The sequence below is a fragment of the Panacagrimonas perspica genome (assembly GCF_004364935.1).
GTDB lineage: Bacteria > Pseudomonadota > Gammaproteobacteria > Nevskiales > Nevskiaceae > Panacagrimonas > Panacagrimonas perspica.
Genome location: NZ_SOBT01000012.1, coordinates 329386 through 352367, shown reverse-complemented (window position 1 = coordinate 352367; position 22982 = coordinate 329386). Strand labels below are relative to the sequence as shown.

General features: G+C 67.1%; 23 protein-coding genes and 1 tRNA gene. 3 read left to right on the top strand and 21 right to left on the bottom strand.

The annotated features are described in order from the left end of the window. Position 1 precedes the first annotated feature (1 nt). Entirely contained in the window at positions 2-478 is a 477-nt protein-coding gene (locus tag DFR24_RS23165) for a thermonuclease family protein (RefSeq protein ID WP_133883833.1), read from the top strand. A gap of 88 nt (positions 479-566) precedes the next feature. Here DFR24_RS23165 and DFR24_RS23160 read toward each other — a convergent pair whose 3' ends face one another. The 11 genes from DFR24_RS23160 to DFR24_RS23110 all read right to left on the bottom strand — a co-directional run bounded on the left by DFR24_RS23160 (position 567) and on the right by DFR24_RS23110 (position 13133). Then, entirely contained in the window at positions 567-1859 is a 1293-nt protein-coding gene (locus DFR24_RS23160) for an adenylosuccinate synthase (RefSeq protein WP_133883832.1), read from the bottom strand. A gap of 86 nt (positions 1860-1945) precedes the next feature. Then, positions 1946-2932, bottom strand: a complete 987-nt coding sequence (locus DFR24_RS23155) for an ATP phosphoribosyltransferase regulatory subunit (RefSeq protein WP_133883831.1) — start codon at positions 2930-2932, stop codon at positions 1946-1948. Between the two features lie 242 nt (positions 2933-3174). Then, positions 3175-4044: a protease modulator HflC gene (gene hflC, locus DFR24_RS23150; protein WP_246051772.1), complete on the bottom strand. Its 870-nt coding sequence runs from the start codon at positions 4042-4044 to the stop codon at positions 3175-3177. Then, complete coding sequence (hflK, locus tag DFR24_RS23145; RefSeq protein WP_133883830.1) at positions 4041-5186, bottom strand: FtsH protease activity modulator HflK; 1146 nt, start codon at positions 5184-5186, stop codon at positions 4041-4043. Before hflK ends, hflC begins: the two co-directional genes overlap by 4 nt. A 112-nt stretch (positions 5187-5298) precedes the next feature. Then, positions 5299-6624 carry a ribosome rescue GTPase HflX gene (gene hflX, locus DFR24_RS23140; RefSeq protein WP_133883829.1) on the bottom strand — a complete coding sequence of 442 codons (1326 nt, stop codon included), beginning with the start codon at positions 6622-6624 and terminating at the stop codon, positions 5299-5301. Positions 6625-6652: 28 nt separating this feature from the next. Further along, entirely contained in the window at positions 6653-6907 is a 255-nt protein-coding gene (gene hfq / locus DFR24_RS23135; RefSeq protein ID WP_133883828.1) for an RNA chaperone Hfq, read from the bottom strand. Positions 6908-6976: 69 nt separating this feature from the next. Next, positions 6977-7936: a tRNA (adenosine(37)-N6)-dimethylallyltransferase MiaA gene (gene miaA, locus DFR24_RS23130; RefSeq protein WP_246051771.1), complete on the bottom strand. Its 960-nt coding sequence runs from the start codon at positions 7934-7936 to the stop codon at positions 6977-6979. A 3-nt stretch (positions 7937-7939) separates the two neighbouring features. Continuing rightward, positions 7940-9748 (bottom strand): DNA mismatch repair endonuclease MutL, encoded by a 1809-nt coding sequence (gene mutL, locus DFR24_RS23125; protein WP_133883827.1) that lies wholly within the window; start codon positions 9746-9748, stop codon positions 7940-7942. A 91-nt stretch (positions 9749-9839) separates the two neighbouring features. Next, complete coding sequence (locus DFR24_RS23120) at positions 9840-11042, bottom strand: N-acetylmuramoyl-L-alanine amidase (protein WP_133883826.1); 1203 nt, start codon at positions 11040-11042, stop codon at positions 9840-9842. Positions 11043-11159: 117 nt separating this feature from the next. Further along, positions 11160-11603 carry a tRNA (adenosine(37)-N6)-threonylcarbamoyltransferase complex ATPase subunit type 1 TsaE gene (gene tsaE / locus DFR24_RS23115; RefSeq protein WP_246051770.1) on the bottom strand — a complete coding sequence of 148 codons (444 nt, stop codon included), beginning with the start codon at positions 11601-11603 and terminating at the stop codon, positions 11160-11162. Then, entirely contained in the window at positions 11604-13133 is a 1530-nt protein-coding gene (locus DFR24_RS23110) for an NAD(P)H-hydrate dehydratase (protein ID WP_133883825.1), read from the bottom strand. 38 nt (positions 13134-13171) lie between these two features. Here DFR24_RS23110 and queG point away from each other — a divergent pair, with 38 nt between their 5' ends. Beyond that, positions 13172-14275, top strand: coding sequence for a tRNA epoxyqueuosine(34) reductase QueG (gene queG / locus DFR24_RS23105; RefSeq protein WP_133883824.1), 1104 nt, complete (start codon positions 13172-13174; stop codon positions 14273-14275). A 76-nt stretch (positions 14276-14351) separates the two neighbouring features. On the opposite strand, the gene DFR24_RS23100 is transcribed toward queG, so the two are convergent. The 9 genes from DFR24_RS23100 to pcnB form a co-directional block, all read right to left on the bottom strand. Beyond that, on the bottom strand, positions 14352-15296 hold the full coding sequence (locus DFR24_RS23100) for a PA2778 family cysteine peptidase (RefSeq protein WP_133883823.1): 945 nt from the start codon (positions 15294-15296) through the stop codon (positions 14352-14354). An 11-nt stretch (positions 15297-15307) separates the two neighbouring features. Continuing rightward, entirely contained in the window at positions 15308-15682 is a 375-nt protein-coding gene (locus tag DFR24_RS23095; RefSeq protein WP_133883822.1) for a PA2779 family protein, read from the bottom strand. A gap of 76 nt (positions 15683-15758) precedes the next feature. Further along, positions 15759-17402, bottom strand: a complete 1644-nt coding sequence (gene pgi / locus DFR24_RS23090) for a glucose-6-phosphate isomerase (protein WP_133883821.1) — start codon at positions 17400-17402, stop codon at positions 15759-15761. 95 nt (positions 17403-17497) lie between these two features. Continuing rightward, positions 17498-17878: an aspartate 1-decarboxylase gene (gene panD, locus DFR24_RS23085; RefSeq protein ID WP_133883820.1), complete on the bottom strand. Its 381-nt coding sequence runs from the start codon at positions 17876-17878 to the stop codon at positions 17498-17500. A 173-nt stretch (positions 17879-18051) separates the two neighbouring features. Continuing rightward, complete coding sequence (gene panC, locus DFR24_RS23080; RefSeq protein WP_133883819.1) at positions 18052-18897, bottom strand: pantoate--beta-alanine ligase; 846 nt, start codon at positions 18895-18897, stop codon at positions 18052-18054. Between the two features lie 9 nt (positions 18898-18906). Continuing rightward, positions 18907-19728, bottom strand: a complete 822-nt coding sequence (gene panB, locus DFR24_RS23075) for a 3-methyl-2-oxobutanoate hydroxymethyltransferase (RefSeq protein ID WP_133883818.1) — start codon at positions 19726-19728, stop codon at positions 18907-18909. A gap of 30 nt (positions 19729-19758) precedes the next feature. Beyond that, positions 19759-20394, bottom strand: coding sequence for a deoxynucleoside kinase (locus tag DFR24_RS23070; protein ID WP_133883817.1), 636 nt, complete (start codon positions 20392-20394; stop codon positions 19759-19761). Beyond that, a complete protein-coding gene (gene folK / locus DFR24_RS23065) occupies positions 20391-20894 on the bottom strand; it encodes a 2-amino-4-hydroxy-6-hydroxymethyldihydropteridine diphosphokinase (RefSeq protein WP_133883816.1) in 504 nt (167 codons plus the stop codon). The genes DFR24_RS23070 and folK overlap by 4 nt, the downstream gene beginning before the upstream one ends. Before the next feature lie 7 nt (positions 20895-20901). Beyond that, entirely contained in the window at positions 20902-22314 is a 1413-nt protein-coding gene (gene pcnB, locus DFR24_RS23060; RefSeq protein ID WP_407075130.1) for a polynucleotide adenylyltransferase PcnB, read from the bottom strand. Between the two features lie 30 nt (positions 22315-22344). Here pcnB and DFR24_RS23055 point away from each other — a divergent pair. Next, a tRNA-Glu gene (locus tag DFR24_RS23055) sits at positions 22345-22420 on the top strand. A gap of 159 nt (positions 22421-22579) precedes the next feature. Here DFR24_RS23055 and DFR24_RS23050 read toward each other — a convergent pair. Next, the gene (locus DFR24_RS23050; protein WP_133883815.1) at positions 22580-22963 is read right to left on the bottom strand and encodes a helix-turn-helix domain-containing protein; all 384 of its coding nucleotides are present in this window, start codon (positions 22961-22963) and stop codon (positions 22580-22582) included. Positions 22964-22982 lie beyond the last annotated feature (19 nt).

Here is a 22982-nt window from a genome sequence, read left to right as displayed (position 1 = left end):
GATGCGCTGCGCGGCCGTACTGGCCATCGCCGTCCTGCTTGTGTTTCCTCCGCTCGCATCGGCACAGACCGTCGCCGGCAAGGCGAAAGTGGTCGATGGCGACAGCCTGGAGATCGGCCAACACCGCATCCGGCTCTGGGGCATCGATGCGCCCGAGTTCAAGCAGACATGCACGCGCGGCAAGGAGCGCTGGAGTTGCGGCTACGCGGCGACCGATGCGCTGCGCCGGCATCTCGATGGTGCCATCGTGCAGTGCGTGACCGTCGACAAGGACCGCTACGGCCGACTCGTGGCGAAGTGTTCGAGCCACCAGCGCAGCATCAGCGAATGGATGGTGGGCGAGGGCTGGGCGACGGACTACGCGCGATACAGCAAGGGGACCTACGCGCGTGCGCAGGCCAAGGCGAAGTCGGCGAAGCGCGGCATCTGGTCAGGAACGTTCGAGAAGCCCGAGCACTACCGGCACCGGCCGCACTGAGCTTGCCCGTAGTCCGGACGAAGTCCGGGACCGCGGTCGCGATCGATCGGGAGAAATCCCGGACTTCGTCCGGGCTACGTTCGCAGGCTCAATCGAACGGGTGGTGCAGCACCATCGTGTGCTCGCGATCCGGGCCGGTGGAGATGATCGCGATGCGCGTCTCGGTGACTTCCTGCACGCGATCGAGATAACGCTTGGCCGCCTCCGGCAGATCCGCGTAGTTCTTCACGCCGAACGTGTTGCACTTCCAGCCCGGCAGTTCCTCGTACACCGGCTCGATCTTGCCGAAGCCCTCGGCGCCGATCGGCGGAACGTCCACCGGCACGCCGTTCAACTTGTAGCCGGTGCAGATGCGGATCACGTCGAGCTCGTCGAGCACGTCGAGCTTGGTGACGCACAGGCCCGTGACGCTGTTGTTGAAGATCGACCGGCGCGCAGCCACTGCATCGAACCAGCCGCAGCGGCGCGGGCGCTTGGTGACGGTGCCGTATTCCTGGCCCTTGTCGCGGATGTGCTGGCCGATGTCGTTTTCCTGCTCGGTCGGGAAAGGACCGGAACCGACACGCGTGGCGTAAGCCTTGACGATGCCCAGCACGTAGTCGAGTTCACGCGGGCCCACGCCGGAGCCGGTCGAAGCGCCGCCCGCCGTGGTGTTGCTGGAGGTCACGTACGGATAGGTGCCGTGATCCACGTCCAGCAGCGCGCCCTGCGCCCCTTCGAACAGCACGTTGTCGCCGCGCCGCAGATGCAGGCGCAGCAGTTCGGTGACGTCCGCCACCATCGGCCGGATAACTTCCGCGTAGCCCAGCAGCGAGTCGAGCGTCTCCTGGAAATCGACCGCCGATTCCTTGAAGTAGTTGAGCAGCACGAAATTGTGGAAGGCGAGCAGTTCGCCGAGCTTCGCGGCGAGCTGTTCGCGGTGGAACAGGTCGCCGACGCGGATTGCGCGACGCGCGACCTTGTCCTCGTAGGCCGGGCCGATGCCCTTGCCGGTGGTCCCGATCTTGGCCTCGCCACGGGCACGCTCGCGCGCCTGGTCCAGCTTGGCGTGGACCGGCAGCACCAGCGGCGCGGCCTCGGAGATCTTCAGCCGGTCGCGCACCGATGCACCTGTGGCTTCGACCTTCTCGATCTCCTTGATCAGATCGGGCAGCGACAGCACCACGCCGTTGCCGATCAGGCACGCGACCTTGGGCCGCATGATTCCCGACGGGATCAGGTTCAGCGCCGTCTTCACGCCGTTGATGACCAGGGTATGCCCGGCATTGTGTCCGCCCTGGAAGCGCACGACGGCCTCGACGCGATCGGTGAGCAGGTCCACGACCTTGCCCTTCCCTTCATCGCCCCATTGAGCGCCGATGACAACCACACTCTTACCCATGTCCTGATCCTTCAAAGAATCCGCGAAGCCACAAAAGAATGAATGACGGCCCTGTGCGCATCAGATGCCGCGCATGCCAGGGCTCTTCACTCGCTGGAACCCAGCCGCAACAACTCGTTCATGTCCGCCGAAAAACCCGTCGCCGGCAGCGCACGACCGAACTCGCGGCCAACGCCGTCGTAACGCCCGCCGCGCGCGATCTCGCGGCCGTAACCCGGCACGAATGCGGCGAAGACCAGGCCGGTGTGATAGCGCAGGCCCCGCAACTCGGCGAGGTCCACGTGGATCGGCACGTTCGGGAATTCCTTCGACAGATTCGCGGCCGCCGCTTCCAGCGTATCCAGCGCAGCGCCGATCTGGGCATCACCGCGAACCAGCGTCTGCCGGGCGCGTTGCAGCACGGTGACATCGCCGTTGAGATCCATCAGTTCGCCCAGCGTCTCGATGACGCCGTTCAGGCCGCGCGCGCGACCGAAGTCCGCGAGGTCCGGATGCGACTTGCGCTGCAGGATGCCGAACAGCGCGGCCTCGTCGTCGGTCTCCAGGTTCAGGCGACCGATGACGGCGCGATAGATGGAGACGTGGCCCAGGTCCAGATGTACGTCCGCCATGCCCGCCAGCGCGAGGGTACGCAGCATCAGGCGCAGGACTTCGAGATCGCCGGACAGCTCCGGCTCCCCGAACAGCTCGCAGCCGACCTGGCGCGGCGAACGCGGGCCGCCCGGGCTGTCGGGCGACGTGCGCAGCACGGTCCCGAGATAGCAGAGACGCACGACCTTCGATTCGGCAAAGCGCCGCACCGCGATGCGGGCCGCCTGCGGCGTCATGTCCGCGCGGATACCGAGCATCCGGCCGCCCTGTGGGTCGGCGAACTTGAACGTCTGGCGCTCGAGGTCGCCGCCGCTGCCGGTCAGCAGCGAGTCCAGATGCTCCACCAGCGGCGGGAGGATCAGTTCGTAGCCGGCGTCGTGGTAATGGTCGAGCAGCCGCCGGCGCAGCCGCTCCAGTTGCCAGGAGACCGGAGGAAGACCTTCCTCCATGCCGTCGGGCAGCATCCAGCGTTTGGTAGCCATGGTGATGAGGGGGAGTCCGTGCGCAGCCGCCGTGAAAGGAGGCGGTACGCCTATTTTACTGCGTTGAGGAGCAACGGCCCGCCGATCATGCAGGCGAGGCCCGGTCCGCGCATCACGCGGCGCTCAACGGCCGCGAAATCCAGCCCGGGACCGGGCGGGCCAACGGAGCGAAACGAGCCCGGGCCCCCTCGATCGTCTGGTGCGGATCGAGGGGGCCCGGAGGAGCGAAACCGTGTCCGCCCTTACTTGCCGCCGCCCTTGAAGTACTTGAACAGCTCGCCATCCGGTTCGAGCACCAGGATGTTGTCGCGCGTGCCGAAGGTGTCGCGGTAGATATTGAGCGACCGGTAGAACTTGTAGAACTCGGTGTCCTGGCCGTAGGCCTTGGCATAGACCTCGGCCGCCTTGGCATCGCCTTCACCGCGCAGTTTTTCGGATTCGCGATAAGCGTTGGCCAGCGTGATCTGCGCTTCGCGGTCCGCTTCGGCGCGCAGGCGCTCGGCTTCTTCCGCGCCACGGGCACGCAGGTCGGACGCCACGCGCGTGCGCTCGGCGCGCATGCGCTGGTAGACCGATTCGCTGACGTCCTTGGGCAGGTCCACGCGCTTGACCCGCACGTCGACGATCTCGATGCCCAGTTCGGCCACACGGTCCTTCGCGATCTTCTGCACGGCGTCGAGGATCTCGTTGCGCTCGCCGGAGACCACCTGGCGGATCGTGCGCGAACCGAACTGCGCACGCAGGCCCGGGTTCACGATCGCAGCCAGTCGGTCCATCGCCACGAGTTCCTGCCCGCCGGTGGCACGGTAGTAACGCGTGGTGTCGACGATGCGCCACTTCACGAAGAAGTCGACCTCGACGTTCTTCTTCTCGATCGTCAGGAAGTTCTCGGTCTGGTTGTCGAGCGTCAGGATGCGGCCGTCGAAACGCAGTACGCGCTGGAAGAACGGCAGCTTCAGATGCAGGCCGGGCTTGAAGTCCGCACCCTTGATTTCGCCCAGCTGGAACAGCAGGACGCGCTCGCGCTGGTCGACCGTGAAGAAGCTGCCGCTGATGATCATCAGCAGCAACGCCGCGATCGCCACCAGCAATACCGGAGGATTTCTCATCATGGGCGGCTCCGGTCACGCGAACGTGAAGAATCGAGCGTGCTGGTGCCTGCGCCCGTTCCCGGCGCGGTCACGTAGTCGGAGGGATAGCCTTCGGCGCGCGGCATCGACTTCATGAGCTGGTCGAGCGGCAGGTAAAGCATCGGATTGCTCTTGTCGACGTCGATCATGATCTTCGAGCTGCCGGCCATGACCTGGCTCATGCTGTCCAGGTACAGGCGTTCGCGCATGACAGCCGGTGCGATCTTGTACTGGAGCAGGAGCTGCGTGAAGCGCGATCCATCACCTTCGGCTCGTGCGAGCACCTGGTCGCGATACGCGGTGGCCTCGGCGATCTGTCGCGCCGCGGCGCCACGCGCCTTGGGCAGACGATCGTTGGCGTAGGCCTCGGCCTCGTTCTTGAGTCGCTCCTGGTCCTCGCGCGCCTTGATGGCGTCGGCGAACGAAGCCTGTACGGCCTCGGGCGGCTGCGCCTGCTGCAGGTTCACTTCGGTGACGACCAGACCCGACTTGTACTCGTCGAGGGTCTCCTGAAGGATCTGCTTGGTCTGGTCGGCGATGGCCTGGCGGCCTTCGGTCAGGATGAAGTCCATCGCGCTGCGGCCCACGGTCTCGCGCACGGCCGACTTCACCGCCTGCTGCAGGGTGAGGTCGGGATCGTCGACGTTGAACAGGAAGTCTTCGACTGCCGAGACGCGGTACTGCACCGTCAACTCGACGTCGACGATGTTCTCGTCCTTCGTGAGCATGCTCTGCTGGTCGGTGATCTGGCGCACCTGCGTGACGTTGATGCGCTCCATCGATTCCATCGGCCACGGCGCACGCCAGCCGATGCCGGGCATCGCCGTACGGTCGTATTCACCGAAGCGCAGCACCACACCCCGCTCCTGCTCGTCCACCACGTAGGTGCCGCTGGCGAGCCAGATGACGGCGATCAACCCGATCGCCAGACCCACCGTGGCGCGGGGCAGGCCCGGTCCGCTGCTTCCGCGCGGTCCGCCGCCACCGCCATTTCCGCCGCCGAAGCGCGCCTTCAGGCGCTTGAGCATCTCGTCGAGATCGGGCGGTCCACCGCCACCACCCGGCTTGTTTCCGCCGGGCCCCTGACTCCAGGGGTCGCGATTGGGTCCTTCATTCCAAGCCATGGGGCGTTCGTCGGTTTCGAGTTCGGTGGCGCCAAGTGGCGACGCCTCGTTATATGGGCCGGGGACCGCAGCCAGCCTTCCACTGAACAGATTGTGGCGGGGCCGCGGAATTCTAGGGGTGCCGTTCCCATTCCTCAAACGCCTTGGGCGAAGGCGGCGGCGTCACGCCCGCGGCAGCACAGAGTCCGCGCAGTCGCTCGTAAGGCATCACGACCCGCAGATGGGACGAGCCGTCCTCCTCGAGGCGCTCGTCGCGCACCGCCCGATGCTCGAACAGCTGAGCCCTCAGACGCGCCGCATTCGGCGGCAGAACGAGCTCGTGAACCGTCTCGTCCGGTCGCAGCCGATGCGCGATCGCCTCCCGCAAGGCCTCCAGGCCCTCACCCGTCCGGGCCGAAACGAAGGCGCGCTGCGCAAACCCCTGCTCGTCGAGTTCGACCCGGGCCGGTTCGGCCTCGCGCAGGTCGATCTTGTTGAACACCAGCATGCAGGGCACATCGCCCGCGCCGACTTCGCGCAGGACTTCGGCGACCTGCTCGATTCGCGCGATGCGCTCGGGGTCTGCCGAGTCGACCACGTGCAGCAGCAGATCGGCATCGCGTGATTCTTCCAGCGTAGCGCGAAACGCGGCGATCAGATCGTGCGGCAGATCGCGCACGAAACCGACGGTATCGGCCAGCACGGCGGGCTCGCCGTTGGGCAACGCGAGCTTGCGCACAGTCGTGTCGAGTGTGGCGAACAACTGACTCGACGCGTACGTGTCGTCGCCGGTCATCGCATTGAAGAGCGTGGACTTGCCGGCGTTGGTGTAACCGACGATCGAGACCGCCGGCACTTCGTTGCGCTTGCGCGATGCGCGGCTTTGCGCGCGGCGGCGGCGCACGTCGTCGAGATGACGCTTGAGCGTCGTGATGCGATCCCTGACCAGACGACGATCCGTCTCCAGCTGCGATTCACCCGGACCGCGCAGGCCGATACCGCCCTTCTGCCGTTCGAGATGCGTCCATCCGCGCACCAGACGCGTCGCGAGATGCTGAAGCTGCGCCAGCTCGACCTGCAACTTGCCCTCGTGGGAGCGCGCGCGCTTGGCGAAGATATCGAGGATCAGGCCGGCACGATCGAGCACGCGACACTTGATGATTCGCTCGAGGTTGCGTTCCTGGCTGGGTGACAAGTCGTGGTTGAAGATCGCGAGTTCGATCTCGGCAGCCGCCACGATGCCGGCGATCTCGTCCGCCTTGCCGCTGCCGATGAACAACCCGGCATCGGGCTTGACGCGTGATCCTCCGACGACGACATGGATTTCCGCGCCCGCCGAACGCGCAAGTTCCTCGAACTCCCGGCGATCGGATTCAAAATCCGTCCGCGGAAATTCGAGGTGAACGAGTACCGCGCGCTGACCGCTGGGCGGACGTTCTAGAAAAGATTGAACGGACAATCGATCAGTTGCCTGCGGCGCGTGCGGATCAGGCCGCCGGGCCTTCCTCGCTGGGTTCCGCGTCCGGATCGTGCAGACGCACGGCGCGGGCCGGAACGATGGTGGAGATCGCGTGCTTGTAGACCATCTGGCTCACGCTGTTCTTGAGCAGAACAACGAACGAGTCGAACGACTCGATCTGTCCTTGGAGCTTGATGCCGTTCACCAGGTAGATCGAAACCGGAATGCGTTCCTTGCGAAGCGCATTGAGGAAGGGTTCCTGGAGGGTGTGGCCCTTAGACATGTTTGTATCCCCTGGGTGTTTCGTTATTTGGCCGCGCTGCAGGTACGCCGCCCGCACGGGCTTTGGAGTCTAGCACGGCGATTTTGGCGTCCATTCATCGATTTGCCGAAGCGCCATATCGACCGCTTCCGGCGCCTCGAAGTTCAACCAGCAAAGATCGTGCTCAGACCTGAGCCAGGTGATCTGCCGCTTCGCGAACTGCCGCGTGGCCTCGAGCGCTTTCTGGGTGGCCTGCGCGAGATCGCCTTCGCCGTCCAGCCAGGCCCAGAGCTGCCGGTAGCCGACTGCGCGCACCGACGGCAACTCTACGTGCAGATCGCCTCGCGCGTGCAGCCGCCGGACTTCCTCTTCGAAACCTTGCGCCATCATCTGTTGCAACCGTGAGGCAATGCGCGCGTGGAGTTCAGCGCGTTCCGGCGGCATCAGCGCCAGCTTCACGCCATCGAATGCCGCGCTGGCAGGCCCGGCGTCGCCGCGCAGCTCGCTGAGCGGCCGGCCGGTGGTCGCCACGACCTCCAGTGCGCGCTGGATGCGGTGGCCATCGTTCGGGTGCAGGCGTGCGGCCGTTCTTGCGTCGAGCGTCGCGAGTTCCGCATGCAGCGCCGCCCATCCCTCACGCTCGGCGCGCTGCGTGATGCGCGCACGCAGCACGGGATCGGCGGACGGCAGATCGCTCAGCCCTGCGGTCAGCGCGCGGAAGTACAGCATGCTGCCGCCGACCAGCAGCGGCAGGCGCTCGCGCGAGCGGATCTCCCCGATCAAGCGCTGCGCGTCGCCACGGAATCGCGCCGCGGAGTACGGTTCGGCCGGATCGCAGATGTCGAGCAGGTGATGCGGAATCTGCGCGCGCGCCTGCGCATCCGGCTTGGCGGTCCCGACATCCATTTCGCGATACACCTGCGCGGAGTCGACGCTGATGATCTCGACACCGCGTCCCTGCGCTGCAAGCCGATCCGCCAGGCGCAGCGACAAGTCGGTCTTTCCCGACGCGGTGGGCCCCATCAACAACACCACCGGAAGTCCGTGCATCGATCAGCGACCGCGCAGGAACAGGCGATCGAGTTCCGACATCTCGAGTTGAACCCAGGTCGGGCGGCCGTGATTGCACTGATCGGCGAGCTCCGTGCGTTCCATGTCACGCAGCAGCGCATCCATCTCGGGCAGGCTCAGACGGCGATTGGCCTTGATCGCCGCACGACAGGCGACATCGGCGAGCACACGGCTCTGCGCATCGAGCACCTCGCCCAGATGCGCGTGCGGCGCCGGCCGTCCCTCGTCGCGCACCAGGCCCGCAATCAGCGCAGCGACGTCTTCGCGACCGAGCAGCGGCGGCGCCGCGCGCACGACCACGGTCGCGGGCCCGACGCGATCCAGGGAGATGCCCAGCCCGGATAGTTCTTCACGACGGGCCTCGAGCGCATCGGCCTCGTCCTCGGCGACGTGGATCGGCTCGGGCACGAGCATGGCCTGCGAGGGCACCGGGCCTTCGGCCAGTTCGCGCTTCATGCGTTCGTACAGCACGCGCTCGTGCGCGGCGTGGGCGTCCACCAACACGAGTCCGCGCGCGTTCTCGGCCAGGATGAAGACACCGTGGAGCTGGGCCAACGCCCGCCCGAGTGCGAACTCCTGCGCGGGGATCGGTTCGGCCGTCGTCGCACTCGGGCCGGCGGAAGCCGCGTCACGCATCAGGCCCCAGGCGGTCTGCGCGAAGCTCGGTTCGCGCGCGGACAGCGGCAGGCTCGCCGTATTCGTCGACCAGGGTCGCGCCATCGGCGACGCCCCCTGGTCTCCACTCGCCGGCAAGCCGGCGAAGTGCACACGATGCTGGTCCGCCTCGGGACGCAGATCGCGCAGGCGCTGCTGCACCGCGCCGAACAGGAAATCGTGCACGCGCGCCGAATCGCGAAAGCGGACTTCCGTTTTCTGCGGATGCACGTTGACGTCCACCGCGCGCGCGTCGAGTTCCAGATACAGGACGAACGCCGGATGCCGGGTCGAATGCATGGCGTCCGCCAGCGCGCGGCGCAACGCGAAGGCCACGAGACGATCGCGCACGCAGCGGCCGTTCACATAGAAATACTGAAGGTCCGCCGACGCGCGCGAAAAGCTCGGCCGCGCGAACCAGCCGGTCAGGCGCAGATCGTGTCGCGACTCGTCGACCAGAACGCGATGTTCGAGGAACTCGTCACCGCACACCGCCTTCAGACGCGCATCGCGCGTCGCGTCGTCGGTCACCGGCGCAAGGTCCATCAGGCGGCGGCGCTCGTGGCGCAGCACAAGCCCGACGTCCGTGCGCCCGAGGGCGAGGCGTCGCAACCATTGCTCGGCGTGGCGCAGCTCGGTCGACGGACTCTTCAGGAATTTGCGTCGCGCCGGCGTGTTGAAGAACAGGTCGCAGACCTCCACCGACGTACCCGGAGGATGCGCCAGCGCCTGCGGCGCCACGCTCGAATCGAAGGCTCCCGCGCCGCTGACGCTCCAGCCGTGCTCGGACGTAGCGGTGCGCGAACCCAGCGTCAGCCGCGATACGGACAGGATGCTCGGCAGCGCCTCGCCACGGAACCCGAGACTGTCGACGCTTTCGAGATCCGCCAATGACGCGATCTTGCTGGTGGCGTGCCGCGCCAAGGCCAGCGGCAGTTCGTCGAGCTCGATACCTCGCCCGTCGTCGCGCACGCGGATCAGCGCGAGCCCTCCCTGCTCGAGATCGACCTCGATGCGGCGTGCTCCCGCGTCGAGACTGTTCTCGACCAGTTCCTTGACCACCGCAGCCGGGCGCTCGACGACTTCGCCAGCGGCGATCTGGTTGATCAGGACATCGGGCAGCAGGCGGATGGGCATGGCGCGGGATTATCGGCTTTCGCGGCCCTGAAAAAACCTGAGGCCGTGCCTCGCGGCCCGGCCCCAGGTCCCCACAGCCTCCCTGACACGCTCAATCCGCGATTGCGCGGACTCCATCGCCCGAAGGGGCGCGCACCTTCTGCAGGCGCGGCGAGGGCGAATCTGCAGGCCGCTGCTCGCGCGGCCGGTAACTCTCGAAATAACCCTTGATGCCATCGAACAGCGAGCGCGCGATGCGGTCCTGCCCCTTGGGATCGCGCAGCAGGCGCTCTTCCTCGGCATTGGTGATGAACGCGGTCTCGACCAGCACCGAAGGAATATCCGGCGCCTTGAGCACCATGAAACCCGCCTGCTGGACCTGCGCGCGCTGCAAGGTGTTCACGCGGCCCAGCGACTTGAGCATGCGTGCGCCGACGTCGAAGCTCGCCTCCATCGTGGAGGCCTGCGACAAGTCGATCAGCACGGCTGCCAGCTCATCGTCCTTGCCGTGAAGGCCGACACCGCCGACGAGATCGGCCGCGTTCTCCTTCTGCGCCAGCCAGCGCGCGTGTTCGCTGGTCGCGCCGCGCGCCGACACCACGTACACGGCGGAGCCCCGCATGTTGCGATCCTTCAGCGCGTTGGCGTGGACCGACACGAACAGGTCCGCCTGCGCCTTGCGCGCGCGCTTCACGCGCTCGCGCAGCTCGAGGTAGTAGTCGCCGTCGCGCGTCAGGACCGCACGAAAGCCCGGCTCGGCGTTGACCAGGGCCGCAAGCTTGCGCGCCAGCGTGAGCGCCACATCCTTTTCGAACAGGCCGCCGTGACCGATCGCGCCGGGGTCTTCGCCGCCGTGTCCCGCATCGATCGCCACGACGATGGGTTTGGGCTCCCAGGCCTCCGCCTTGACCGGCGGCGCTGCAGGCGCCGCGCCTTCATCGCCCGCACCCGCGAGGTCGAGCACGAGGCGATAGCCGTACTGATCGGCCGGATCGAGCAGGAAGGCTCGCGGCTCGATCGACTTGCGCATGTCCAGCACGATGCGCAGGCCTTCTTCGCGTTGCGCGGCACGCACATGTTCGACCGCGCCCTTGCCCGCCGCCTTGTTGGCCAGGCGCACACCGGTCGTACCGGGCAGGTCGATGACGATCCGCGAGGGGTTTTCCAGCGCAAAAACTTTGTGGGCCGTCGAACCGCTCAGTTCGAGGACGACGCGCGTGCCTTCCGGGGAGTCCCACAGGCGCAGGTCGCGCAGTTCCCCTGCGGTCGCCAGTGACGCCGCGCCAGTCAGAAGGAGGAACACAAGGAACCGCATGGCCGCTCGCTCCGGCCGGAAGATGGCGCGGAACATAGCGTGACTATTAATCGAACGCAAGATTTTATTTTCTTCTGAACCAGTCAGATAAGACTGTTACCTCATGTCGATTATCGGTCAACCGGGCCGCTTCGCCGAGTGTCGATCGATCGTCGCGACCCGTCCCTCGCCCTGCGGCGCCAGGCGGACCTCGAGGTCCGGCGCCGGCAGGAATCCCGCTCCGCGCTGTGGCCATTCGACCAGCCAGATCGTCGATTCGGGCGGGTAGTCGCGCAGGCCCAGGTTCTCGACTTCCGACGGATCGGTGAGCCGGTAAAGGTCCAGGTGCAGGAAGCCCTGCCCGCCCACCGAGTACGGCTCCATCAGCGTGTAGGTCGGGCTGCGCAGCGTCCCGGTCACGCCGCAACTCCGCAGCAGTCCGCGCGCAAGCGTCGTCTTGCCGGCGCCCAGGTCGCCGTGCAGGAAGACCACGCCGCGTCCCGCCTGGAGCAACTCGGCCGCCAGCCGCTCGCCGAGCGCGGTCGTGGAAGCTTCGTCCGGCAGTTCGATAGGCATCGTCATCTAAGGATTCACGACAGCCTGCAGCTGCGCCACCAGGTCGCTCGGCAGCAGGCCGCGCTCGCCGTCCTGCGCAGCCGCGCGATCGCCGGCCAGCGCATGCACGAGCACGCCGGTGGCGGTGGCCGCCTCGGCATCGAGGCGCTGCGCGAGCAGCCCGCAGATCACGCCGGTCAGGACATCGCCCATGCCGCCGACGCCCATGCCCGGATTGCCGTACGGGCAGATCGCGAGCTGCTCGCCGAGCACGATCGACCCTGCGCCCTTGAGAACGACGATCGCGCCGGGGTAGCGCGCACGCAGAGCGCGCGCCGCCGCGATGCGATCGCCCTGCACCCGCGCGGTATCGGTGCCGAGCAGGCGCGCCGCCTCGCCCGGATGCGGCGTCAGCACGGTGCCCGGCGCCAGACGCGTGGCGGAGGCCCGCGCCAGCAGGCTCAGGGCATCGGCATCCAGCACCAGCGGCTTGCCGGCGCGCACGCAGCGATCGAACAGGCCGGCGCTCCACACGCCGGTGCCCAGGCCCGGCCCGAGGCCCAGCACGTCCGCGCGACGGATCAGCTCGTCGACCGCGGCGGCGTTGTCGAGGCCATGGAACATCGCCTCGGGATGCGCAGCGGTCAGCGCCAGCGCGTGTTGCGGACGCGTGGCGACGCTGACCAGTCCGGCGCCGGACCGGTGTGCGCCGCGCGCCGCCAGCAGGATGGCGCCGGCCATGCCGACGTCTCCCCCGATCAGCAGCACATGGCCATGCGAGCCCTTGTGCGCCGAGCGGGCGCGACGCGGCAGCGCAATCGGGATCTCGTCCTCGCACATCAGCTCGGCCAGCGACGGCGATGCCTCGGTCAGCGAGGACGGCACGCCCAGGTCGGCATAGGCGCGGCGTCCCGCGTGGTCCGGACCGGAACCCACGTACAAGCCGAGCTTGCGGCCGATGAAGCTGACGCTGATATCCGCCCGCACGGCGGTGCCCAGAACGGCGCCGGTATCGGCATCCAGGCCCGACGGCAGATCGAGGGCCAGCGCGCCCTGCTTCGGCGCGCGCGCGTTGATCGCCGCGATGGCATCGGCCGCCACTCCTTCGACCGCGCGCGACAGCCCGATGCCGAAGATGCCGTCGACGATGACGTCGGCCTGCGGCAGCACGTCGCGAACGAAGTTCGCGTCGAACACGCTCACGAATCCGCCCGACTGCGCCCAGGCCGCGTGCGCATGCACCGCGTCGCCACTCGACGGCAGCACCCCGACGCGCGCCACGTCCACCTGAAAGCCTGCGGCGCGCGCGATGCAGGCCATCTCGTAGCCATCGCCGCCGTTGTTACCGGACCCGCACAGCACCACGATGCGCGTCGCCTGCGGCCATCGCATCCGCAGCGCCTCGAACGCGGCACCGGCCGCGCGCTGCATCAGCACGTAACCGGCGATTCCCAGCTCTTCGATGGCCCGGCGGTCCAGTTCGCGAACCTGGGCAGCCGAATACAATCGCGCCCGATGAACGCCCGCCCGCCGTGTGGAATCCGCGCCGAAATTCATGGCGCGATTATGCGGGCAGCACGCCGCGGCCGCGCGTCATGACGAGCCTATCCGCCGATGCGCTGCGGACGCTCGCGGTGTCGATCCGCGAATGGGCACGCGAGCTTGGATTCTCGGACGCCGGCATCTCGCGTCCCGAGCTGGGCGACGACCTGGAGCACCTGCGCAACTGGATCGCCAGCGGCCATCACGGATCGATGACCTACATGGCGCGCGATCCCGAAATGCGCGCCTCCCCGCAGGCGCTGCGCGCCGGCACCTTGAGCGTGATTTCGGTCCGCCTGCCGTATTGGCCCAAGGCGCACGACGCAGATGAGGTGCTACAGAACGGCGAGCTCGCCTACCTCTCGCGTTACGCGCTGGGACGCGACTATCACCGCGTCATGCGGGCGCGCCTGCTCAAGCTGGCACGCCGCATCGAGCGCGAGATCGGACCGCTGGGTCACCGCGTGTTCGCCGACAGCGCGCCGATCCTCGAAAAGGCCGTGGCGCGCAACGCCGGGCTGGGCTGGATCGGCAAGCACACGCTGCTGATCCAGCGCGCGCAGGATTCGGTGCGCAGCGCCGACGGCGCACCCGGCGGTGGTTCGTGGTTCTTCCTCGGCGAGCTGTTCGTCGACGTACCGCTCGAGGCGGATGTGCGTGAACCCGTCGCGGACGGCTGCGGACGCTGCAGCGCCTGCATCCGTGCCTGCCCTACCGGCGCCATCGTGGCGCCGTACAAGGTCGATGCGCGACGTTGCATCTCGTACCTGACCATCGAACACCACGGCCCGATTCCCGAAGAATTCCGCGTACCGATGGGCAACCGGATCTTCGGTTGCGACGACTGCCAGCTGGCCTGTCCTTGGAATCGCGAATCCGGCGCCACCGCCGAGAGCGACTTCACGCCGCGCCATGGCCTGGATGCGGCGCGCCTGCTCGAACTCTGGAACTGGGACGAAGCCGAGTGGCTGCAGCGCACCGAAGGCATGCCGTTGCGCCGGCTCGACCACGCGCGCTGGCTGCGCAACCTGGCGATCGCGCTGGGCAACGCGCCGCGGTCGGCGGAGGTCGTCGAGTCACTGCGCAAACACGTCGATCACCCGGATGCGGCGGTGCGCGATCACGTGGAGTGGGCGCTGCGGCGCCAAGCCCCGTAGCCCGGGTGAAACCCGGGGGGCTCTCGCATACGGAGCGCAACCCCGCTCTTTCGCTTCGCGAAATTCAACGCCCGGGCTACGGGCACCCTGATGCGTCTTCGCGCGTGCCCACCGAATCCACATCCCGCCGCGTCTGCTCGACGGCCTTGGCCAGCGCCCCGGGGACTCGTCCCACGGCTTCGAGCTGCGCACGCGCCGCCGTCACGCATCCGCGCTCGAGCAACACGCTCGCGAGGTTGTTGCGCGCCGTCACTGACGCCGGATCCAGTTCCACCGCCTTTTGCAGCGCGGCCTCGGCGGCCGGCTTGTCGTTCGCCGCGTAGCGCGTGTTCGCGAGGCCCTGCCAGGCCAGTGACGATGAGGGCCAGCGATCCAGCGCGGCCTTGTACGCGCGCTCCGCGACGTCGATCCGGCCGAGCGATTCGAATGGAGCGGCCGCGGCGAGCCAGGCTTCCGGCGTCGCATTGGCGGGAACCTGATCCGGCTCCACTGACACGAAAGCCCAGCGATCCGCCCGATCCCAGGTCTGCAGAAAGCGGCGCAGTCCGGTCGTCAGACGTTGCTCGGTGCCGGATCGCAGGATGAAAGATGACGCCTCGGGCTCATAGCCCACTGCCACGGCGTAATGCCAGGCAGGCCAGCGCCGGAAGCCCAGGTTCTGCAGCAGCAGCACCGGCTGGCCCTCGTGCAAGGCCGCGATCACCGCCTCCGGCGTGGGCTCCAGTCGCAGCGGCAGGCGATCGTAACGTCGCGTCGCCGCGATCATCTCCGCCTGCAGTGTGCCCTCGCGTCCGGGAATGTAGATCAGCGGGGAGAGCTGGTCCGGTGTGACCGCAACGCCCTGCGCGGCGAGCATCGTGGCCAGCGCCGCCGGGCCGCAGTGATGTTCGGTCTGGGCGAAGAACGGGACGGCCGACAATTCGACGGCATCGCCGGGCGCGTCGATGCGCGGAGGCGCGCCTGCGCACGCCGACAGCAAAAACAGAACGGCGGGCCACAGGGCCCGCCGTTCGAACAACATTGAGATCAAGGTCAGAACGACTGGAACACGTTGATCACGCCAACCAGTTCGAGGATCAGCAGCACGACGAACACGATGCCAATCACCGCCAGCGCACCGGCGCCGGCCGGCTGCGACTCGATGTTGAAGGCCATCTGCTGCAACTCGGCGTCGCTCAGGTTGGCGACGCGCTCGGCGGCCATCGCCGGCTCCACGCCGAAGCCTTCGAGCTGCGCCCGCACTTCGTCACGCGCCATGAACTGCTCGACGGTGGCGAGATGGGATGCGCGCGCATCGACCGAAAGGGCGCTCTCCGTGCCGATCATGCCGGCATGCGCCGGAAAGCCGATCAGGATCAGGGCGGCGGAAAGCCAGCCTACGAACAGGGTGCGAAGGGTTGCGTGCATCGAAGTACTCCTCTGAAGGGATCGGATCATCATTTTTCGGGTCAGGCCGGCTTCGCCGCGTCGCGGCAATGATGGCTCAACCCAGCAGGCCGAGGTGCGAGCGCGTCGAGCCATCGAGGCCCGGGTCGTGCTTCGCATCCGGTTGCAGCAGCCGCGTAGCAAGTTGCTTGCCCAGCTCCACGCCCCACTGATCGTACGCGTTGATGCCCCACAGCACCGACAGCACGAACGTGCGTTGTTCGTACATCGCCATCAGCGCCCCCAGGTGAAAGGCGTCGAGGCGCGGCAGCAGGATCAGGTTGCTCGGCCGGTTGCCCGGGAAAACCCGGTGCGGGATCGCCTGTTCGAGCGCCTCGCCCTTCATGCCCTTGGCGACGAGCTCGGCACGAACCTCGTCCGCGGTCTTGCCGCGCATCAAGGCCGCCGCCTGCGCGAGCGCGTTGGCGATCAGCAGGCGCTGCTGTTCGGGCAAGGCGTGATCCGCTTTCACCGGCAGGATGAAGTCGACCGGATGAACTTCGGGTCCCTGGTGCAGCATCTGGAAGAAGGCGTGCTGGCTGTTGGTGCCGACATCGCCCCACAGCGCGGGCGTCGAGCGCGTCACCGGTGTGCCGTCGCGCATCACGTACTTGCCGTTGGATTCCATCTCGAGCTGCTGCAACCAGTCCGCGAAGAACACGAGACGCTGCGCATACGGCGCGATCACCTGCGTCGAGCAGCCCAGCGCGCTCTGGTTCCAGACCGCGAGCAGCCCGAGCAGGACCGGTAGGTTCTGCGCGAACGGCGCCTCGACGAAATGGCGATCCATGGCGTGCGCACCCGCGAGCAGCTCGCGGAACATCGCTGGGCCGACACGCAGCATCGCGGAGAGGCCTACCGCCGACCATACCGAGTAGCGTCCGCCGACCCAGTCCCAGAAGCCGAACGCGTTGGTCGGCTCGATGCCGAAAGCCGTCACCGCGTCGAGATTTGTCGAGACGGCGACGAAGTGCTTCGCCACCGCAGGCGCGCCCAGCGCATCGACCAGCCAGCGTCGCGCGGCGTTGGCATTCGCCATCGTTTCCTGCGTCGTGAACGTCTTGGAGGTCACGACGAACAGCGTGCGCGCCGGATCCACCGACTCCAGGACCGCGGCGAGCTGCGCGCCATCGACGTTCGCGACGAAGTGCGCACGCGGTCCCTTTCCGGCGATCGCAGTCAGCGCTTCGCAGACCATGCGCGGCCCCAGATCGGAACCGCCGATCCCGATGTTCACGACATCCGTGATCGTGTCGCCGCGCGCGCCGCGCCAGCTCCAATCGCGCACGCGCTCGCTGAAAGCGGCCATGCGGTCGAGCACGTCGTGGACGTCGCCGTCGATGCGCTTGCCGTCGGCGAACATCGGCAGACCGCGCGGCGCCCGCAGCGCAACGTGCATCACCGCGCGTCCTTCGGTGTGGTTGATCGCCTCGCCCGCCATCAAGCGCGTGCGCCAGGTTTTCAGATCGCGCGCTTCGGCCACCGCCAGCAACAGCTCAAGGGTTCGCGCATCAATGCGCTGCTTGGAAAAATCGAGGGTCAATCCGCAGGCCGTGGCGCAAAGCGATTGCGCGCGAGTCTCGTCGGCTGCGAACAGCGCATTCAGCGAGTCAGAACCCGTGGCCCGCGCGTGCGACAGCACAGCCGACCAGGCGTCGGTTCGTTCGAGTGGAATCACGGCAGCACCGGCTGAGATCGACATGAGCGACCATGCACGAACTTCGCCGCGCGGCCAAGCGCGGCGAACCGTCTACATCTTGATCAGCGGCGCCCGACAGAACCGGGCGCCGCGCCGGATTAAGCGGCCTGAACGGGGATGGTGTTGGCCGTACGCACGACGCGATTGGTTTCGTCGAGATAGACCAGGCGCGGCTTGAAGACGCGGGCCTGACCTTCTTCCATCGCGCTGTACGAACAGATGATCACGCGATCGCCAACGCGGGCCTTGTGGGCCGCCGCTCCATTGACCGAGATGATCGCGGAGCCGGGTTCGGCCTTGATCGCGTAGGTCGTGAAGCGCTCGCCGTTGGCGATGTTGTAGATCTGGATCTGCTCGAACTCCATGATCCCGGCCAGGTCGAGCAGGCGCGAATCGATCGCGCAGCTACCGTCGTAGTCCAGTTCGGAGTGAGTTACGCGGGCACGGTGCAATTTGCACTTGAGCATCGTCAGTTGCATGGCTGATCCACTTGGCTAAGCGACCCCGGGCGGCCCACTAAGACATGCACCACGGGATTCAAGTTATGAACAGCAACGGGCGGCCCAAAAAGACATACACCCGGGCTTTGCGAGGCATGGTGCAAAGCGGACGCGGAGTGTAACGATGCGTTCCTAGTGCGGCAACAACCTGGTCATAAGCAAAGATACCGATTGTCGATGAGCCGGGTCCGCCCCAGGAAAGCGGCGACGAGGAGGATCCATTCGCGGCCGTCTGCCGTCGCCGCGGAGAGGTCCGGCGCGCGGATTTCCACGTATTGCGCCTTGAATCCGAAGCCTTCGAGCCGCTGCAGCGCTTCGCGCTGGAGCGCTTCGAAATCCCGGCGTCCAGCTTTCAAACTGTCGCTGAGGCCACCCAGCGTGCGGAATATCTCCGGCGCCAGCGCGCGTTCCTCGGCCGACAGGTACTGGTTGCGCGAGGACAGCGCCAGGCCATCGGTGTCGCGCGCCGTCGGATGGCCGACGATCGTCAGCGGCAGGTGCAGGTCGGCCACCATGCGCCGGACCACCTGCAGCTGCTGCCAGTCCTTCTCGCCGAACACCGCGAGATCCGGCTGCACCTGGTTGAACAAGATGCTCACGACGGTGGCCACGCCGTCGAAGTGCCCCGGACGGAACTCGCCATCGAGCAGGCTGTTCAGCGCGGGCACGCTGACCGTGCTCAGGTTCTCGCGTCCCTGCGGATACATCTGCGCCACGTCGGGGGCGAACAGAAGGTCGCAGCCGGCGGCGTCGAGCTTGGCGGCATCGGCCGGTAGCGTGCGCGGATAACGATCGAAATCCTCGTTGGGACCGAACTGCAGCGGATTGACGAAGATGCTGACGACGACGCGCCTGGCCAGGCTACGCGCTCGCGCGACGAGTTCCAGATGCCCCGCGTGCAGGTTGCCCATCGTCGGCACCAGGCCGACCCGCTCGCCCGCCCGCTTCCACTCCGCAATCTGTTCGCGCAGTTCCGCGACCGTGTGCACGGTGCGCACGACGGGGCCTCAGAAGCAGTGTTCGGGCGCGGGGTACGCGCCGGATTTCACTTCCTGCACGTAAGCGCGGATCGCCGCTTCGATATCCGCACCGCCGGTCATGTAGTTCTTCACGAAACGCGGCTTGCGACCGATGGTGACCATCGGCGAGATGTTGAGGATGTCGTGCAGCACCAGGATCTGGCCGTCGACGTCGTGGCCGGCGCCGATGCCGATCACCGGCACCCGGCTTTCCTGGGTGATGCGCTTGCCCAGCTCCGACGGCACGCATTCGAGCAGCAGCATGTCCGCCCCGGCATCCACAAGCATCCTGGCGTCCTGCAACATCTCTTCGGCAGCGGCTTCGTCGCGGCCCTGGACCTTCATCGCGCCCATCTTGTGGACGAACTGCGGGCGCAGTCCCAGGTGCGCACACACCGGCACGCCGCGCACCGCAAGGTACTCGACGATGCTGGTCTGCTCGCGTCCTCCTTCGAGCTTCACCATCTTCGCGCCGCCCTCCTGCATCGCGCGCTGGCTCGCATCGAGCGCACGTTCGAGCGTGGCGTAGGACAGGAACGGCAGGTCGGCGATCAGGAATGCACGCTTCAGAAACGGAGCGACGCATTTCGAGTGATAGACGATGTCGGCGACGCTGACCGGCGTGGTCGTGTTGCCACCGTGGATCACCATGCCCATCGAATCGCCGATCAGCACCACATCGACGCCGGCGCGGTCCTCGACCAGCGCGAAGCTGGCGTCGTAGCAGGTCAGGCAGGCGATCTTCTCGCCGGCCTCGCGCATGCGGCGAAGTTCGGCAATCTGTACGGGCTTGGGAGCGGCGGATTCCATCGTCTTGGTCGGAAGGTGCGGCGGCCGCGACTATAACAAGGCACTACCGGGCAACTGCACGAACGGCGAGTCGGAATCGAGCGCGTCCAGCAACAAGGCGTAATCGGCTTCGCAGCCCACCAGATCGATGCGCGACGTATCGATCTCGATCACCGGCACCCGAACCGATTCACGAAACCAGCGTGCATAGGCATCCGACAGCGCCTCGAGATACCCGGCTTCGATCGGCGTCTCGTACTCCCGGCCGCGATGGGCGACGCGGGACATCAGCAGATCCACCGGTGCCGTCAGATGGATCAGGCGGTCCGGTTGCGGCAACTCGAAGGACAGGCGCTCGAAGACCTTCGCGTACAGCGCAAGGTCGGTCGCCGACAAGGTCAGTTCGGCGAAGAGGCGGTCCTTGTCGAACATGAAATCGGCGACGAATTGCCCGGCGAACAGGTCGCGCTGATGCAGTTGCTCGACCTGGCCCGCGCGCTGCAGCAGGAACGTCATCTGCGTCGAGAACGCCGCGCCGGCAGGGTCGCGATAGAAGCGCGCCAGGAAGGGGTTTTCGTCAGGCTGCTCGAGAAGCAACGTCGCCCCGAGGCTCGCTGCCAGCTTCTTCGCCAGGGTGGTCTTGCCTGCCCCGATCACGCCCTCGATCGCGATGTATCCGGACTTCACGCGGGTGGCGCGTCGAGGGCGTCCCAGGCGCTCAGCCCTTCCATGCCGACGGTCCGGGCCAGCGTGTCGATCGGCTCTAGCGAGGGGATCTGCAACTGCGGTGCGAGCTCGGCCAGCGGCACCAGCACGAAGTTTCGCGACGCGATGCCCGGATGCGGCAGATGCAGTCCGGGCTCGTCCATCGCAATGCCCTCGACGTGCAACAGGTCGAGGTCGAGCCGGCGCGGACCCCAGCGCTCGCCGCTGCGGATACGGCCTGCGGTTCGTTCGATGCCGATCAGGGCATCGAGCAGGTCGCGCGGCGACAGCGCGGTCTGCACCTGGCAGACGGCGTTGCAGTATTCGGGCTGGTCCGGCGGCCCCATCGGCGCAGATCGATAGAAGCGCGATGTCGCGACGATCCGCGTGCCGTCGAGCGCCGCGATGGCGTCGAGCGCCGCGCGCAACTGCGCCGCCGGGTCTCCGAGATTGGCACCGAGACCCACGTAGGCGGAATACATGGAACGACTACCCCGCCGGGGCAGCCTCGGCTCCACCACCACCGCCACCGCGACGTCCGCCTCGACGGCGGCGGCGGCGACGCTTCGGCCCATCGGCCGGCGCGGCCCCTTCCTGGGCCTCTTCGCCTTCGACGTGGTCCGCTGCAACGGGGGGCAGATCGCCGCCCTTCTGCGCCTCGGTCCACCACGTGGCGGACTCACGCAGAGCAGGGTCGCCGGACTCTGCCCGGAGCAACAGAAAATCGTAGGCCGCACGGAAACGCGGATGGGTCATCAGCCGGCGGGCGCGACTCGAGTTGCGCACGTCGAAACGCGACTGCATGCCCCAGATCTCGCGCATCGGCATCGTGAAGCGCTTCGGAATGGCCACGCGCGAGATCGCGCGGGCGATCACTTCTTCGCCCGCCTGCGCCAGCGCCGTGTGCTCCGGAAAGCCTTCCTTCTCGCGCAGCTCGCGCGTGCGCTTCTCCACCGGCGGCCACAGCAGCGCGGCGTAGAGAAAGGCCGGGCTGACCGGCAGATCGTTTTCGATGCGGTGCGCCGAATTGGCCAGCGCACGGTTCACGAACGCCAGCGCGGCGGCATCGTCCAGTAATGCGTCGGTTGCCGGGAAAAGCTGCCGGAACAGGCCGTAGACGCGCAGGCCGTAGAGATTGTCGACCGCCTCGCGCGTGAGCAGGATCTTCAGCACTTCGTCGAACAGCCGCGCGGGCGGGATCTCGGCGAGCAGCGGCGCGAGCTTGCGGATCGGCGCAGCGGTCGAAGGCTCGAGCCGGAAGCGCATCTTGTTGGCGATGCGGATGGCCCGCAGCATGCGGACCGGGTCTTCGCGATAGCGCAGCTCGGGTTCACCGATCAGGCGCAGCGTGCCGGTCTTGAGATCTTCGACGCCGCCGCAGTAATCCACGATCGAGTAGTCGCGGATGTCGTAGTACAGCGCGTTGATCGTGAAATCGCGGCGGAAGGCGTCTTCCACCAGCGTGCCGTAATCGTTGTCCGCCAGGATGCGGCCGGTTTCATCGCGCTGGTGGAAGTCGGTGACCGGTCCGCGGAACGTCGTGACCTCCAGGATCTCCTCGCCGAAACGCACGTGGCAGATCACGAAGCGGCGCCCGACGAGGCGGCAGGACCGGAACAGCTTCTTGACCTGCTCCGGGTGCGCGCTGGTGGCGACGTCGAAGTCCTTGGGCGTGATGCCCGCGAGCAGATCACGCACCCCGCCTCCGACCATGTAGGCCTCATGGCCTCCATCGCGCAGCGTGTACAGCGTCTTGAGCGTGCCCTGGGAAATCATCGAGCGCGAAATGGGGTGCTCGGCGCGCGGAATACGGCGGGGCTGAGTAATGGCGTAAATCCTGAATGTTCGAAGCGGGAAGCCCGCGGATGTGCGAGAGGAAAATTCGCGTTGTCCGCGCGACACGAATCCCTATAATACGCGCCCCCACGCCTCGCTCCTATCGTCTAGAGGCCTAGGACGGAGCCCTCTCAAGGCTTAAACCCGGGTTCGAATCCCGGTAGGAGCGCCAATTCGGCGAGCGCGGGGGCGGAAGCTGCACGGCTTCCGACGCATCACGGCCATAGCGGCCGTGACCGGCGACTAGCGTAAATCCCTCGTCGATTTGCTCAGCGCGGCCCCGGCCGGCGCTGGATTCGGCTGTCGGCCGCGTATCTGAAAACGGCCGCAATCAAGCTCGCTGCGTCTGGCTTCGGCGAGATTCGTCGAGCAGCCGGGCACGATCCTGATCCCCACGGAATTCGCGTCGATAGTCGGCGGCAAACGGCGTGAAAGCCGAATATCCGACCCGCTGCGCGACGGTATGTCGATCGAATCCCTCGCTGAGCAGCCGGGCCGCGGCCTGCATGCGGCAGCGCCGCAGGTAATGCTGCGGCGAGGTGCCGAAGGCTGCGATGAATCCCTGATGGAACGCCAGCCGCGGCAGCCGCAGGCGCCGCGCCAGGCGCTGGGCCGTCAGCGGCGAGGCGTATTCCGACTCGATGATCAGACGCGCGTGGTCAAGGCGCGATTCGGGATGGGCGTTCGGCACGGGCAGGGAAACGGGATGGCTCATCCCCACCGGCGATTCCTTC

Coding starts and splice junctions, on each gene's coding strand:
- DFR24_RS23165 (WP_133883833.1), top strand. CDS start 2: ATGCGCTGCGCGGCCGTACTGGCCATCGCCGTCCTGCTTGTGTTTCCT.
- DFR24_RS23160 (WP_133883832.1), bottom strand. CDS start 1,859: ATGGGTAAGAGTGTGGTTGTCATCGGCGCTCAATGGGGCGATGAAGGG.
- DFR24_RS23155 (WP_133883831.1), bottom strand. CDS start 2,932: ATGGCTACCAAACGCTGGATGCTGCCCGACGGCATGGAGGAAGGTCTT.
- hflC (WP_246051772.1), bottom strand. CDS start 4,044: ATGATGAGAAATCCTCCGGTATTGCTGGTGGCGATCGCGGCGTTGCTG.
- hflK (WP_133883830.1), bottom strand. CDS start 5,186: ATGGCTTGGAATGAAGGACCCAATCGCGACCCCTGGAGTCAGGGGCCC.
- hfq (WP_133883828.1), bottom strand. CDS start 6,907: ATGTCTAAGGGCCACACCCTCCAGGAACCCTTCCTCAATGCGCTTCGC.
- miaA (WP_246051771.1), bottom strand. CDS start 7,936: ATGCACGGACTTCCGGTGGTGTTGTTGATGGGGCCCACCGCGTCGGGA.
- mutL (WP_133883827.1), bottom strand. CDS start 9,748: ATGCCCATCCGCCTGCTGCCCGATGTCCTGATCAACCAGATCGCCGCT.
- DFR24_RS23120 (WP_133883826.1), bottom strand. CDS start 11,042: ATGCGGTTCCTTGTGTTCCTCCTTCTGACTGGCGCGGCGTCACTGGCG.
- tsaE (WP_246051770.1), bottom strand. CDS start 11,603: ATGACGATGCCTATCGAACTGCCGGACGAAGCTTCCACGACCGCGCTC.
- DFR24_RS23110 (WP_133883825.1), bottom strand. CDS start 13,133: ATGAATTTCGGCGCGGATTCCACACGGCGGGCGGGCGTTCATCGGGCG.
- queG (WP_133883824.1), top strand. CDS start 13,172: ATGACGAGCCTATCCGCCGATGCGCTGCGGACGCTCGCGGTGTCGATC.
- DFR24_RS23100 (WP_133883823.1), bottom strand. CDS start 15,296: ATGTTGTTCGAACGGCGGGCCCTGTGGCCCGCCGTTCTGTTTTTGCTG.
- DFR24_RS23095 (WP_133883822.1), bottom strand. CDS start 15,682: ATGCACGCAACCCTTCGCACCCTGTTCGTAGGCTGGCTTTCCGCCGCC.
- pgi (WP_133883821.1), bottom strand. CDS start 17,402: ATGTCGATCTCAGCCGGTGCTGCCGTGATTCCACTCGAACGAACCGAC.
- panD (WP_133883820.1), bottom strand. CDS start 17,878: ATGCAACTGACGATGCTCAAGTGCAAATTGCACCGTGCCCGCGTAACT.
- panB (WP_133883818.1), bottom strand. CDS start 19,728: ATGGAATCCGCCGCTCCCAAGCCCGTACAGATTGCCGAACTTCGCCGC.
- folK (WP_133883816.1), bottom strand. CDS start 20,894: ATGTATTCCGCCTACGTGGGTCTCGGTGCCAATCTCGGAGACCCGGCG.
- DFR24_RS23050 (WP_133883815.1), bottom strand. CDS start 22,963: ATGAGCCATCCCGTTTCCCTGCCCGTGCCGAACGCCCATCCCGAATCG.